At 56.2% G+C, this 14,142-nt stretch carries 8 protein-coding genes; 5 read left to right on the forward strand and 3 right to left on the reverse strand.

Annotated elements, in window-relative coordinates:
- The first annotated feature begins 115 nt into the window (after nt 1–115).
- Nucleotides 116–2,932, forward strand: coding sequence for a hypothetical protein (locus ABEA92_RS04645; RefSeq protein ID WP_345682637.1), 2,817 nt, complete (start codon nt 116–118; stop codon nt 2,930–2,932).
- 87 nt (nt 2,933–3,019) lie between these two features.
- Here the strand turns inward: ABEA92_RS04645 and ABEA92_RS04650 are convergent, their stop codons facing one another.
- Nucleotides 3,020–3,916, reverse strand: coding sequence for an aldo/keto reductase (locus ABEA92_RS04650; RefSeq protein WP_345682638.1), 897 nt, complete (start codon nt 3,914–3,916; stop codon nt 3,020–3,022).
- A 253-nt stretch (nt 3,917–4,169) separates the two neighbouring features.
- Between ABEA92_RS04650 and ABEA92_RS04655 the strand changes: the two genes are divergently transcribed.
- The 4 genes from ABEA92_RS04655 to scpA all read left to right on the forward strand — a co-directional run bounded on the left by ABEA92_RS04655 (nt 4,170) and on the right by scpA (nt 10,406).
- Nucleotides 4,170–5,924 (forward strand): sulfatase-like hydrolase/transferase, encoded by a 1,755-nt coding sequence (locus tag ABEA92_RS04655; RefSeq protein WP_345682639.1) that lies wholly within the window; start codon nt 4,170–4,172, stop codon nt 5,922–5,924.
- A gap of 51 nt (nt 5,925–5,975) precedes the next feature.
- Nucleotides 5,976–6,389, forward strand: a complete 414-nt coding sequence (mce, locus tag ABEA92_RS04660; protein WP_345682640.1) for a methylmalonyl-CoA epimerase — start codon at nt 5,976–5,978, stop codon at nt 6,387–6,389.
- Nucleotides 6,390–6,453: 64 nt separating this feature from the next.
- A complete protein-coding gene (locus ABEA92_RS04665; protein ID WP_345682641.1) occupies nt 6,454–8,166 on the forward strand; it encodes a methylmalonyl-CoA mutase family protein in 1,713 nt (570 codons plus the stop codon).
- Nucleotides 8,163–10,406: a methylmalonyl-CoA mutase gene (scpA, locus tag ABEA92_RS04670; RefSeq protein WP_345682642.1), complete on the forward strand. Its 2,244-nt coding sequence runs from the start codon at nt 8,163–8,165 to the stop codon at nt 10,404–10,406. The genes ABEA92_RS04665 and scpA overlap by 4 nt, the downstream gene beginning before the upstream one ends.
- A gap of 1,260 nt (nt 10,407–11,666) precedes the next feature.
- Here the strand turns inward: scpA and queG are convergent.
- Together queG and ABEA92_RS04680 are read right to left on the reverse strand one after the other, a co-directional pair.
- Nucleotides 11,667–12,713 carry a tRNA epoxyqueuosine(34) reductase QueG gene (queG, locus tag ABEA92_RS04675; RefSeq protein ID WP_345682643.1) on the reverse strand — a complete coding sequence of 349 codons (1,047 nt, stop codon included), beginning with the start codon at nt 12,711–12,713 and terminating at the stop codon, nt 11,667–11,669.
- A gap of 22 nt (nt 12,714–12,735) precedes the next feature.
- The gene (locus tag ABEA92_RS04680) at nt 12,736–14,112 is read right to left on the reverse strand and encodes an MFS transporter (protein ID WP_345682644.1); all 1,377 of its coding nucleotides are present in this window, start codon (nt 14,110–14,112) and stop codon (nt 12,736–12,738) included.
- Nucleotides 14,113–14,142: the final 30 nt, after the last annotated feature.

Below are 14,142 nucleotides of genomic sequence, written 5' to 3' on the forward strand. Positions count from 1 at the left end.
CCGATCCGGTGAAGACCGCACGACGGGACGCCGAATTCGTTAACTGTACTGACGGATGTGCGTTTTGTAGGCGTTATCCCCAATAAACCAATTCTCTCACACCCGAATTGCCCACGTGAGTAAATTTCATTCCCGATTGACGGTCGGCTCGACAATCACGGCGGAACGACTTGCGGCTGCCCCGTCGCTAGTTCGGCAGAGGATAATCCCACTCGGTTGCGCAATCCTGCTTAGCACACTGCTGCTTAGCAGCGTGGGCTGTCATCGCCAGTACTATCGCAAACAAGCCGATTGTGAAGTCAACATGTTGTTGGACGAGAAATCGCAACACATATCTCGGCCTCCCAACACGGCGTTGCGAATCGATGTCGATCGCCGCAGCCGGATGTTCAATCCATTCGACTTGGATTTTCAGCCGATTCCCACCGACGATCCCTCGTCGTACGAGTACATGCAATGTGTCGATGGCCGGCGTGGTTATCCGCTGTGGGAAGCATCCGGGGTGACGAACACCGCCGAAAGTCCCGATTGGTGGCAATTTTTGCCACTCGACGAGGACGGCGTGTTGGTGCTGAACGCCGAAAACGCAGTTCGAATCGCGCTGTTGCATTCGCCCGAATACCAAGCCCAGCTCGAAGAACTGTATTTGGCCGCCCTGGATGTCAGCAACCAGCGGTTCCAATTCGATACCCAATTCTTTGGCGGTCTGCAGACGTTTTTGACCGCCGACGGTCGCCGTCGTAGCGGCGGCGGTGGTGACAGCAGCACTCGGTTCGAAGTCGGCACCTATAGCAGTGGCAGCCGTCCGCTTTCGCTCGAGCGTCGTTTTGCGACCGGTGGCGAATTGATCGCGGGCGTTGCCAACAACATCGTCTGGGAATTGAGCGGTCCGAATTCGCAAAGTGCATCGACGATCTTTGATTTCACGTTGTTGCAACCGCTGTTGCGGGGTGCCGGTCGTGACCAAGTGCTCGAAGGCTTGACGTATGCCGAGCGAAACCTGCTCGCCAACGTTCGCGCGTTCGAACGTTATCGCCGCAGTTTCTTTTTAAACATCACAATCGGACGCGGATTGGAAAGCCAAGTCAGTACCGGCGGCCCAAACCTATCGATCAACGGACAAGGCTTTGGGACTGGCGGTGGCAGCGCGAGCGGTTACCTTGGTCTGCTACAAACTCAATTGCAGATCCGCAACCTCGAAGAGAACATTGCCCGCCAATCGGAAAACTTGCTGATCCTCGAAGACACCTTGATCGAGCAATTGACCACGATCCCGGATGACGCTGAAACGATCATCCGTCAACGGTTGCAAGTCGCCCAGGCCCAATCGAGTTTATTGCGTTCACAAAGCCAATTGGTCGCACAGCAAGCCGGCTACGAACGATCGGTCGACGCGTTTCTTCGCAACCTTGGTTTGCCACCGTATATCTGCGCACGGCTTGAAGACCCCATCTTGCAACGGTTTGAGTTGATCGACCGCGATCTACTTGGCCGCCGCGAACAATTGGCGTCGGTGCGAACCAACGTCGGACGATTGAATGTTTCGATCCTGGAACGAGCAACGTTCAAGGTGGACGAGGCGACCGGGTTGCCCGAGTCTCAGATCGAATGGAACGACGAATTGGCGAAATGGCTGTTGACATTGAAGGGCGAAATTCAACCGCTCGCAGAATTCAACCGCACCTTGATCGTTGATGACCTGCCGCGAATCGCGGAAGATATCGAGCGATTTAACGAATCATTGGCCGAACGCCAAAGTCAAAATCGTCAATTGAGCAAGATGTACCAGGAACAGAAAACCCAAATCTGTTCGCTGCTGAACACATCGGAAATCGACGAGTCGCTGTTTGATATCGAAGGGTTGGATTCGCTCAGCGAAATATTGAAAGACCAATACGATCGACTCGGCGAGCGTTTGAACACCTATCAACAACGGATAGAGCAGCTCGACGCATCGATTGAGAAATTGGCAACACAAGGCCCCGAGGACACCGATCCACGCGTCGTGGCTCAAACGTTGCGAGATAACGTCATTCTGGTATCCCAAGACTTGTTGTCCGAACTGGCCGACGACGTGTTGACGTTGCAACTGATCCAGGCACGAGCCAGGACCGAAAGCGTGTTGCTTCCCGAGGTGGAAATCGAACCTGCAACCGCGCTGCAGATCGCTCGTGCGAATCGTCGCGATTGGGCCAATGCTCGTGCGAATTTGGTGGACCAATGGCGATTGATCGAGGTCGTCGCCAATGATTTGGAAAGTTCGCTTGATGTGGTCTTCAATGGCGACGTGCAAAATGTCGGAAACAATCCGTTGGACCTGCGTTCATCGACGGGACGTTTGCGAGTCGGATTGCAATGGGATGCCCCGATCACGCGTTTGATCGAGCGGAACAATTACCGTGCGATCTTGATCGCCTACGAACAAGCCAAACGAGAGTATTATGGTTTCGAAGACGATGTGTGGCAGCAGCTGCGTGCTGAGATTCGCCAGCTTCAGGCGAACCGTTTGACCTTCGAACTCGGTCGCCAAGCGGTCAGCATCGCCGCGTCTCAAATCGAATTGAATGCCGACATTCGAGCACTCAACGATGCTCGGGGTCGAAGCAGCGGTCCGACTGCCGCTCGTGATGCGATCAGTGCGTTGAACGACTTGTTGGACGCACAGAACTCGCTGCTGAACATCTTCGTTAACTACGAAGTCGTTCGCCGCAGCTTGGACTTTGACCTCGGCACGATGGAATTGACTGCCGAAGGATTGTGGATTGATCCAGGCAAATTGGATCCCGATTACCTGCTGACGCTGTCCGGGACACGCGAATCGGGCATGATCGGCGGCTGCAACGATTGTTGTTTGCCATCGCGTCCGCAGCCACGTGCACCGGACTACAGCTTGATGCAGCAGTTCGACGGCGGTCAAACGCTCGTGGAATAACGGCCTGCTAAAAACGGCCTGTCGCATCACGGATCCGCCGGCAACCGCGACGTCATCGCGTCGCGTTGCCGATCCGTGGTGAACCCTTTATGCCAGTTCGGCAACGCGTTGACCGATCGCTTGGTACAGATCCTCTGGAAGAGCGCCTTTTTGAGCCGCGGAAATGTTTTCGGCCAGATGTTCTCGATTGCATGTGCCCACGATCGTGGTATGACAATGGGGATGCGACAGCGTGTAACGCAGAATCAGCTCCGCGCGTGACATTCCTTCGGGCCGCAATTCGTCCAGATTCGCGCGAGTCCAAACATCGTCAAGCGCCGGACGCTTGATCTCGGCGTCGGGACCGCCGTGGGCGATCCCGCCCCGTAAAATGATTCCCGCACCGTTGTTAGCCGCATCCGATATCGCTTGATGATGTTCGGGAGCGAGTGCCGAATAGGGAACTTGAAACGTGTCAAACACGCCTAACTTCATCAACTTGGTCATTTCGGGCAATTTGGTCGAAATGCCGATGAAGCGGATCAGCCCCTGCGAGCGAAATTCGACCAACTGACGAATCAATCCTTGGCGTTCCAATGTTTCCGCATCACCACCGTGGAACTGCAGCAGATCCAGATGCCCGGTCTGTAACCTGGCCAAGCTCGTTTCCAAATTGCGCTGGATGACATCCTTTTTCCATTGATGATCAATTTCCAAATGGTCCTCGTGTTGCGTGTACACGCATCCGCACTTGCTAGCCAAAAAGTACTCGGACCGTCGTGATCCAATAAAACGACCGATCCGCGATTCGCTAACACCATAGTCCGGCGCGGTGTCGATGAAATTGATCCCTGAATCGAGCACTAAATTCAGGAACGCCTCGGCATCCTGGTCGCTCACCTCACGAACGCCCCATGTTTTTGGCCCTCGAAGCCCCATGCTGCCGTAACCAAGCTGAGTGACTTCGATGCCGGTGCGTCCGAGTTTTCGAGTGGGCAATTTCATAGTTTCTATCGGTGTTTAACAGGACTAGGGGAGTGATCCGAGGTTGCGAGCAGAGTCTACGAAGCAGGTTGCATGCCATTTGGTTTAGAAATCGCTGCGGGGCAAACATGGACGTTGGTTCGTCATCAGAACGAAAAAGATTCGAATCGACAAACCGCGATCGCTCGGCTGGATTCCGCAGCATCTCGCAGCGACTATATTAAGGGTTCTTGTCGCTACGACCTACCCTCGATCCTACCTGCGGAGTTCATCAATGCCTCGCATCGCATTGTTCCACCACTTAACGTCCCCCAGCTTACTGCGACCTCAGCGGTTGTTGACTCGAATCTTTCTCTGCGTCCTTTTTCTGACGACTTTCCCAATGGTCGCTCTCGCGGGCGAGCGTCCCAACGTGTTGTTGATCTGCGTCGACGACCTGAAGCCCACGATCGGTTGCTTTGGAGATCCGATCGCCGTCACGCCCAATATCGATGCGTTGGCAAAACGAGGTGTCCGTTTTGATTCGGCGTACTGCAATCAAGCCGTTTGCTCGCCGAGCCGCAATTCGTTAATGACGGGGCTGCGTCCGCAAACGATTGGTGTCTATGACTTGCCCACCCATTTTCGATTGGCAACCGCCGAGTTGACCGCACAGGATCCCCAACGAGGCGAAGTGTTAACGCTGAGTCAACACTTCAAAAACAACGGTTATCTCGCTCAGGGGCTTGGTAAAATCTACCACGTCGGGCACGGCAACATCGACGACAAAGCATCATGGAGCATGCCGTCATGGCGTCCCAAGGCCCCCAGCTATGTGTTGGACGCCAGTCTGAAAAACATCGTGCCCGATGCCAAAGGTCGAAAACGGGGTCCGGCAACCGAAGCGGCGGACGTGTCGGACGATACGTATGCCGATGGCCAAGTCGCATTGGAAACGATCGAGCGAATTGCGAAAGCGAAACAGACGCCGGACCAGCCCTTCTTTATCGCGACCGGTTTTCTAAAACCCCACCTCCCCTTCGTCGCTCCAAAGAAATACTGGGACCTCTACGACCCGGCCAAATTGCCGATGCCCGAGGTGACATCACCGCCGACCGGTGCGCCTTCGTATGCGGCTACCAGCGGCGGTGAGCTTCGCAACTATAGCGACATGCGAAGCACCGGCCCCATTGACGAGTCGACCACACGTCATTTGATTCACGGCTACTACGCGGCAACAAGTTACGCGGACGCGCAAATTGGTAAAGTCATCGACGCAATCGACCAGCATGGTTTCGCCGATAACACCATCATCGTGCTGTGGGGCGACCACGGATGGCATCTGGGAGACCACGGCATGTGGTGCAAGCACACCAACTACGAGCAGGCCGCCCGGATCCCGGTGATCATTTCCGCTCCCGGTGCTGCCCGCGGCGCGACGACTGCTGCGATGATCGAAACGGTTGATATCTATCCGACGTTGGTCGAATTGGCAGGCATCGAAACGGCGGAGAACCTGGATGGCGTCAGTCAAGCGGCAGTCGTTCAAAACCCAACGGAACATGTACGCGATTACGTAACTCACGTTTATCCCCGTGGGTCACGACTCGGCCGAGCGATCCGCAACTCGCGTTACCGCATGGTCCATTGGAAAGAGGTCGGAGCGAAGCCGGAAACGGCCGAGATTGAACTTTACGACTATCAAACCGATCCGCTCGAGACTCAGAACATTGCCAGCAAATATCCTGAAGTGGTCGCCAAGATGGTTGCGATACTTGACCAGCAACCCGAGCCCAAACCGCAATGGAAAACGCCCAAACAGCGAGCCGCCGCGGCAGAAAAATTGAAACGGGACCAGGAAAAACGGGCTCAGAATGCCAAGTCGCGGAAGGGCATGTTTGCCAAACGCGATCGCGACCAAGACGGATTCTTGACGCTCGAAGAGTTTTTGCTGCATCAACCCGATCCCGACGAGGCTCCTAAGCGCTTCCCAAAATTCGACAAAAACAACGACCAGAAACTCTCGGAAAACGAATTCGTTTATCCCTGAACACGGTCCGCTGCCGCCTGAATCCACGACACGTTGCGATTGGAAAACTCGATGAAGCCAGTCAAATCACTCAGCCATATCGGGATTGCGGTTCGAGCGATCGAATCGCAACGAGCTTTCTACGAAGACGTGTTAGGGGGGACATTTGAAGGAATCGAAGAGGTTCCAAGCCAGCATGTCCGGGTGGCATTTTTTAAAATCGGCGATGTCCGCATCGAACTGTTGCAAGCGACTGATCCGCAAAGTCCGCTCGCACGTTTTATCGACAAACGCGGCGAAGGGCTTCATCACCTGGCCTTCGTCGTGGACGATCTTTGCCAACGCATCGATCAGATCAAGCGAATCGGACTCACGATGATCGACACGGTGCCGCGTCCCGGGGCGGATCAAATGGATGTCGCATTTATACATCCGAACAGTTGTGGAGGTGTTTTGACAGAATTGTGTCAGAGTCGCACGGAGTGATTGACATCGATTACAATGAGGGCGGTCGGTTCCGAATTGAGACACCGAGTCGATGGCGTCCATCATGCTTGATCCCAAATGCTTTTCCGCGCAATACTCGACCGCGCCAACGGATGCGTGTTCCCAAACCGATACGTCTCGCTCGGCAGCCTCGGCTGACCTTCATCAACCGCCCAGTCAAAACCATGCCGCCGATTGGTGCACCGATGACGGCATCGTGTTGCAACCGCTCTACACTCGCTCGGCCACGGAGACGTCGCCATGCATGATCGCGGATCGTAATTTTCTACTTCGCGGCGTCACGAAGGAACTCGGCAGCGAGATCGAAGTCGATCTTCGCCAGCGTCATGCCCATCCTGATCCCGAATTGACCAACCAAGCGGTGCTGGACGATCTACAGGGAGGAGTCCGCTCGATTGAATTGCGTTTGGACCGTGCAATCCGCTCAGGATCATGGCAAGCGTTTTGCCCACACGGCGAGCGTGCCAACGAGGGACCGCACGGCGCTGAGGAACAGCAAGACCGCGAGGGGTTGGGGAACGACGGCGTGATGCTTTACGAGGCGAGTGATTTTGACACGGCACTCGCTTCGGTCCCGCTGGATCAAACCGCCATCGCACTCGATGCGGGTAACGGTTTCCTAGCCGCCGCCGCGTTATTGGCGAGGCTATGGGAACGCCGCGGTGTCGATCCTGCCCAGGCTCGCGGCGGTTTCAATGCCGACCCGATTGGCTCCCTTTCGCGTGATCCTTCGCTCGCCCGGCTTCGTGGCAAATCGATGCACGGCTTATCCGATCTTGCCGCCTGGACTTCGCGAACCTATCCGCATGTTACCTCCGTCGCAGTCGATAGCACGCCGTATTACGACGCCGGATCCACGGACACCCAAGAACTGGCGTTCTCGATCGCCACCGCGGTGCAGTACCTGCGAACGATGACGACGCCGCGTGTTCCGCAAACCGAAACACTGACGATCGACCAAGCGGTCGCGCAGATCATGTTCCGTTTCAGTCTCGGCACGGACCATTTCCTTTCCATTGCAAAACTTCGAGCGGCACGTGTGTTATGGGCTCGCGTGATCCAAGCATGTGGTGGGTCGCCATCGGCGATGAAGATCCAAACATGCACCAGTTCTCGAGTGATGGCGGATCGCGACATTAATCTCAATTTGCTCCGCAACTGTACCGCCGTGTTTTCGGGACTAATCGGCGGCGCTGATGTGATCACATCGCTGCCACTGGATCACGCCATCCAATTGCCCGACGAATTTGGACGGCGAATGGCACGCAACACGTTGCTGATCTTGCGTGACGAAGCGCAACTGCGGCGTGTGGTCGACCCAAGTGGCGGAAGCTACTTTTTGGAAACGCTAACCAATCAACTGTGCGATCAAGCGTGGACGCTGTTTCAAGAAGTCGAGCAGCGCGGCGGCATGCTCGCCTGCGTTCGTAACGGTTGGATCGCAAAACAAATCGCGCAGTCCGCCGAAAAATGGGCGAGCCAGTTTGCTTTTGGCGAGAAAACCGTTGTCGGAGTGACCAAGTTCGTTCATGCTCGCGACCGGATCGTTCGCCGGGCTCCGCCGGATGTGGACCGGCTGCGGCAAATCGCGATCACTAGGTTCGCGGAACATCACGATGCCCAAGTCGCGATCCCGCTGCTCGAACACGGCCCCAACCTCGCCGAGGCGATGTTCGTCGCAGCCCGTGGCGGCGCATCGATTCCGCAATTGAATCGTCTGCTAGGAGATCAAGTCAGTCGAGAGGTGTCATCGTGAATCCGGTTCCAAACTTTGCCAACGTGCCACTGCGTGATGATTCCCCTGAGCAAACTGCGACTGCGAGACCGAGCGACGGCTGCTGGCCGGATGCCAATGGAACGATACAGGAACCATCCATCCCACCCGCCGCGTCAGCAACGCAAACCGACGAATTGATTCGCATCCGACCGATCTACACCGCCGCCGATTTGGTTGGTTTAGAGCATTTGGATTCGCTGCCAGGTGCGGCTCCGTTTGTTCGCGGTCCACACGAAACCATGTATCGCGAGCGACCGTGGACGATCCGGCAATACGCAGGCTTCTCGACCGCCGAAGACTCCAACGCTTTTTTTCGTCACAACGTGGCTGCGGGACAGCGTGGATTAAGTGTTGCATTTGATTTGCCAACCCATCGCGGCTACGACTCGGACCATCCTCGCGTCGCCGGTGATGTTGGCATGGCTGGCGTGGCGATCGATAGCATCGAAGACATGCGGATTTTGTTCCACGACATTCCGCTGGACAAAATGAGTGTCTCGATGACCATGAACGGCGCCGTGTTGCCGATCATGGCAATGTATTTGGTGGCCGCCGAGGAACAAGGCGTCCAGGCAAGCCAGTTGCAGGGCACGATTCAAAATGACATTTTGAAAGAGTTTCTGGTCCGCAACACTTACATCTATCCGCCCGACGCCAGCATGCGGATCGTGGCGGACATTCTGCATTACACGACCGAGCGGATGCCGCGGTTCAACAGCATCAGCATCAGCGGCTACCACATGCAAGAAGCCGGTGCGACTGCCGATCTCGAATTGGCCTACACGCTTGCCGATGGTTTGGAATACATCCGAGCGGGAGTCAATGCAGGTTTGCACGTCGACCAATTTTGCCCGCGTTTTTCTTTCTTTTGGGGCATCGGCATGGACTACTTTATGGAAGTAGCCAAGCTGCGTGCCGCTCGATTGATGTGGGCTGAGATTGTCAAAACGTTTGGCCCGAGCAACCCCAAGAGCATGTGTTTGCGAGCACACTGCCAAACCAGCGGTTACAGTTTGGTCGCGCAAGACGTCTACAACAACGCAACACGGACGTGCATCGAAGCGATGGCGGCGACACATGGGCACACTCAATCGCTACACACCAACGCGATCGACGAGGCGTTTGCACTTCCCAGCGATTTTTCCGCTCGCATCGCCCGCAACACCCAGCTTTTCCTACAGCACGAAACGGATACCTGCAAAGTCGTCGACGCTTGGGGCGGCAGCTATTTCGTGGAACGGTTGACGCATGACTTGATCACCCGAGCCCAGCAACATATTGATGAAATCGAAGCCGCCGGTGGGATGACCAAAGCGATTCAAATGGGAATCCCTCGGCAGCGAATCGAAGAGGCGGCCACTCGAGCTCAGATGAATATCGAATCGGGTTCGACGATCGTGGTTGGATTGAATCGATATTGTTTGCCCAGCCAAGATGAATTCCGAGTTCGCAAAATCGACAACGCCGCGGTACTGCAGAACCAACTCGACCGGCTTAATCGTTTGCGTGCTGAACGTGATCCGGCTGAATTGCAGCGAAGTTTGGCGACACTGCGTGATGCAGCGTCGGATCCCAAAACCAACCTATTGGCGGCTGCCGTGGATGCTGCTCGCGCAAGAGCCACGGTCGGTGAAATCAGTGATGCCCTCGAATCGGTCTATGGTCGCTATTCGGCTCCGCCGCGTGTCGTACGAGGCGTCTATTCGTCCGGAGCAAAACACAACGATTCGTTTTCAGCAGTACAACAACGAGTCGCCGAGTATTCCGATGCGGCGGGACAGACGCCACGGATCTTGGTTGCCAAGATGGGCCAAGATGGTCACGATCGTGGACAAAAAGTAATTGCATCGGCACTGGCCGATATGGGGTTCGATGTTGTCATTGGACCGCTGTTCCAAACTGCCGAAGAAACGGCCGCTGCGGCGATCGAGCAGATTGTGCAAGTGATCGGTGTCAGCTCGCTGACCGCCAACCATTTGACGCTCGTTCCGATCCTGCATAATGAACTGGTTCGACGCGGTCACGAACAGATCATGATTGTTGTCGGAGGCGTCGTGCCGCCTCAAGATTACGAGGTGTTGTATGAAGCCGGCGCCACGGCAATCTTTGGGCCTGGAACCAAAATCGCGGATGCCGCGTTGGTGTTGATCGAACAGCTCGAAGCGACCTTGGCCAACGTCACTCATACTGGTGAGGACGCGAACCCCGTTTCAGGGTAAGTCTGGGCCGCTAAATCGTGGTCGATCCAGCCTGATTGAGACTCTGGCTTCTGCAGCTTTTCGGCCGCCTTATCGCAGACTTCGAGGACCGCCGAAGATTTTGGTCTTCCGCCGTTTGTGCTCGGCTGATGCAGAAAGCACTTGCCCCTGGAAGTGGCAAGGCACCTCACCCGCGCGAAGCGCGGGAGAGGTCGGACGGGCCCAGCAGGCCTCGTCCGGGTGAGGGTCGTCCGAGCAAGCCGTGCGGCAATCGGCTGTCGATCCTGATTTGACGTGCAAGTGAGCCGGAGGCAGGCCCTCACCCGAGCATCGCTGAAGGCACTGCTCGACCTCTCCCTAGACTGCGTTTTGGGAGAGGTGACTGTAACTCGCAAGTCACCTATCCCGAGCGAAGCACGGGAGAGGTCGGACGGGCCCAGCAGGCCTCGTCCGGGTGAGGGCGTCCGAGCAAGGGGTGCAGCAATCAACTGTCGATCGTGACTTGACCTGCTAGTGAGCCGGAGGCAGGCCCTCACCCGAGCATCGCTGAAGGCTCTGCTCGACCTCTCCCTAAACTGCGTTTTGGGAGAGGTGACTGCACAAGTCACCTCTCCCGAGCGAAGCACGGGAGAGGTCGGACGGGCCCAGCAGGCCTCGTCCGGGTGAGGGTCGTCCGAGCAAGCCGTGCAACAATCGTCTGTCGATCCTGACTTGACGTGCAAGTGAGCCGGAGGCAGGCCCTCACCCGAGCATCGCTGAAGGCTCTGCTCGACCTCTCCCTAAACTGCGTTTTGGGAGAGGTGACTGTAATTCGCAAGTCACCTCTCCCGAGCGAGGCGTGGGAGAGGTCGGACGGGCCCAGCAGGCCTCGTCCGGGTGAGGATCGTCCGAGCAAGCCGTGCAACAATCGTCTGTCGATCCTGACTTGACCTGCTAGTGAGCCGGAGGCAGGCCCTCACCCGAGCATCGCTGAAGGCTCTGCTCGACCTCTCCCTAAACTGCGTTTTGGGAGAGGTGACTGTAATTCGCAAGTCACCTCACCCGCGCGAAGCGCGGGAGAGGTCGGACGGGCCCAGCAGGCCTCGTCCGGGTGAGGGTCGTCCGAGCAAGGGGTGCAGCAATCGGCTGTCGATCGTGATTTGACGTGCTAGCGATCCGGAGGCAGGCCCTCACCCGAGCATCGCTGAAGGCTCTGCTCGACCTCTCCCTAAACTGCGTTTTGGGAGAGGTGACTGTAATTCACGAGCTACCTCGCCTCACGACAAACCCTCGTTCGTCCATTCAGCCAAGTGAATCTCGCTGGATCTGGTCGATTGCCCATTGCGAAGCTTCGCGAACCAGGGCGTCTTCGTCGGCCAACCCGATTCGCAACGCGGGCAACGATTCGGGATCGCGTTGATTGCCCAGCACAAGAGCGGCATTTCGCAGCACGCCTCGCCGCCGCGTCCGCCACAACGGCGTTTTACGATAACGTTGGCGGAACCCCGCTTCATCCAGTGAGAACAACGCACGCAGCTCTAACACATCCAGCGGTTGCCGTGGCGGCGAAGCCTGTTCGTAGTGTCGTGTCGGTTTACGATTCCACGGACACACCTCTTGGCAAACGTCACATCCAAACGCCCAATCGCCTAACGATTCACGCAAATCCTCGGCGATTTCACTGCGACTTTCGATCGTCAGATAACTGATACAGCGAGTGGCGTCCAACACGCCAGGCCGTGGAAACGCATCGGTGGGACAGGCATCCAGACACGCGGTGCAGGTGCCACAGTGCGATGATTCGTGGGGCGTGTCGGGCGGAAAGTCGACATCGGTCAATACGCAGGCGAGAAAGAAATAGCTGCCGAGCTGTTTGTTCAACAACAGCGTGTTCTTTCCTTGCCATCCCAATCCCGCGAGCTGAGCGATCTCGCGCTCCATGATCGGAGCGGTGTCGATCACACCCCGCGCCGCCGCATCGGGGAACGATTTACGAATCGCCGCTACCAATTGTTTCAATTTAGGATGGATCACGTCGTGGTAATCGACGCCTTGCCACGCATAGCGTGCTACACGGCCGGTCCCCGGAGCGACCGATTGCGTCGGCGCGGCATCATAGGGATACGCCAACGCGATCACACTGCGGCACCCATCGAGCACGCCACTAGGATGCTTGTACGCGTCCAAGCGGTTTGCGATGTAATCCATCTCGCCCGCGTAGCCCGCTTCGATCCAGCGGGCTAAATTGGAAAAACCATGCGATTGGATCGCCGGAGCGACTCCGACAGCGATGAAACCAAGCTCGGCAGCTTGGTTTCGAAACGTCACCAAAAATTCAGATGGCGACATGGCCGAACTCGATTCACCGCGTTCACTCAACCGGATTTGTCTCGACAGGGTCAATGTCGGCTTTGGCGATATCAACGCCCCGTTCGTGGAACAGCAAGACAAAGCCGATCAATACGGCCAAGGCAAACAGTGCAGGCTTCATCCACAACTCATACCACTGGATCGCCGCCAACTCGGAATGACGCGCGTCGGCCTTTTCTTGCTGCATCAGCTCAATTTCGGATTCGCTCACGTTTGCCTTGGTCGCGTCGTCGATCTGTTTGGTCTTGGCAACCACGACCTCGCTAAATTCGACCGACTCAGCCGTGGTGTGCTGGCCTTCGACGACGCCGGCGACCTGAGCCCCAATCATCATGCCCAATCCAAGCGTCAACATGACCAGCAAACCTTGTGCTTGAGCACGCACCGATTCCGGGGCTTTCTTGTCGGTATAAATTTGTCCGGTAACGAAGAAAAAGTCGTAACAGATTCCGTGCAGCACGATCCCTAAGATGATCATCCAGCGAATTTCATCGGACGCACCAAAGGCAAACAAGGTGTAACGTCCCACCCATGCCAACATCCCAATTGCGAGCATCCATTTGACGCCAAGCCGTTTGAAGAAAAACGGCATGACCAACATGAACACGATTTCCGAGATCTGGCCATACGACATCGTTGTCCCAATCGGCAACCCGGTTAACTCCACCACGCGGCTGGTGATTTGGTAATAAAACGCCAGCGGAATGCAGATCAACATCGAAGAGACCAGAAAGACCAAATACGAACGATCTTTCAGCAGCGCCAACGCATCAAGCCCGAACAGCTGACGAAGCGAAACCTTTTCGTCCGAGCGGACGGGCGGGGTATCCGGAAGCCCAAAGCTGAACACGCCCAGCGCGATCGCGGCTACCGCGGTCATATAAAACATTCCCGAATTGGTCTCGTAACCAGTAAAGGTCAACGCAAAACCAGCGGCAATCCAGCCAATGGTGCCCAGCACTCGAATGCCAGGAAATTCCTTTTCCGGGTCGGACATGTTTTTCAACGCGATCGTATTGGTCAACGCTAGCGTCGGATAATAGGTCAGCATGTAGCCAAGGAAGAATCCCCAGTTGATCACCGATGGCGACGGCGATTCTCCCTTCATAAACGAAACCGCGGCAAACATGATCACGCCCCCGAGCAGATGCAGGATCGCGAGTACCTTTTGGGCCGAAAAGAAACGATCCGCGATCAAACCGACCAACAGCGGTGTTAGCAAACCGGCAATCGGCCCCACCGAATAGGTATTTCCAAAATCAGTCGCCTCGAATCCGATGGTGCTCAGATAATTGGGGGCAGTCACATACCATGATCCCCAGATAAAGAACTGCAGGAACATCATGACGGAAAGACGGATGCGAACACTAGGAGCCATTGCGTGGGACTTCCGTTGGGTGGGAGGAAT

It is taken from the genome of Novipirellula caenicola (genome assembly GCF_039545035.1).
In the GTDB taxonomy this organism is placed as follows: Bacteria; Planctomycetota; Planctomycetia; order Pirellulales; family Pirellulaceae; genus Novipirellula; species Novipirellula caenicola.

What these genes read in the sequence shown, in the direction of transcription:
- ABEA92_RS04665 (WP_345682641.1), top strand. Translation starts at nt 6,454, where the DNA reads ATGCTTGATCCCAAATGCTTTTCCGCGCAATACTCGACCGCGCCAACG.
- queG (WP_345682643.1), bottom strand. Translation starts at nt 12,713, where the DNA reads ATGTCGCCATCTGAATTTTTGGTGACGTTTCGAAACCAAGCTGCCGAG.
- ABEA92_RS04655 (WP_345682639.1), top strand. Translation starts at nt 4,170, where the DNA reads ATGCCTCGCATCGCATTGTTCCACCACTTAACGTCCCCCAGCTTACTG.
- mce (WP_345682640.1), top strand. Translation starts at nt 5,976, where the DNA reads ATGAAGCCAGTCAAATCACTCAGCCATATCGGGATTGCGGTTCGAGCG.
- ABEA92_RS04680 (WP_345682644.1), bottom strand. Translation starts at nt 14,112, where the DNA reads ATGGCTCCTAGTGTTCGCATCCGTCTTTCCGTCATGATGTTCCTGCAG.
- ABEA92_RS04650 (WP_345682638.1), bottom strand. Translation starts at nt 3,916, where the DNA reads ATGAAATTGCCCACTCGAAAACTCGGACGCACCGGCATCGAAGTCACT.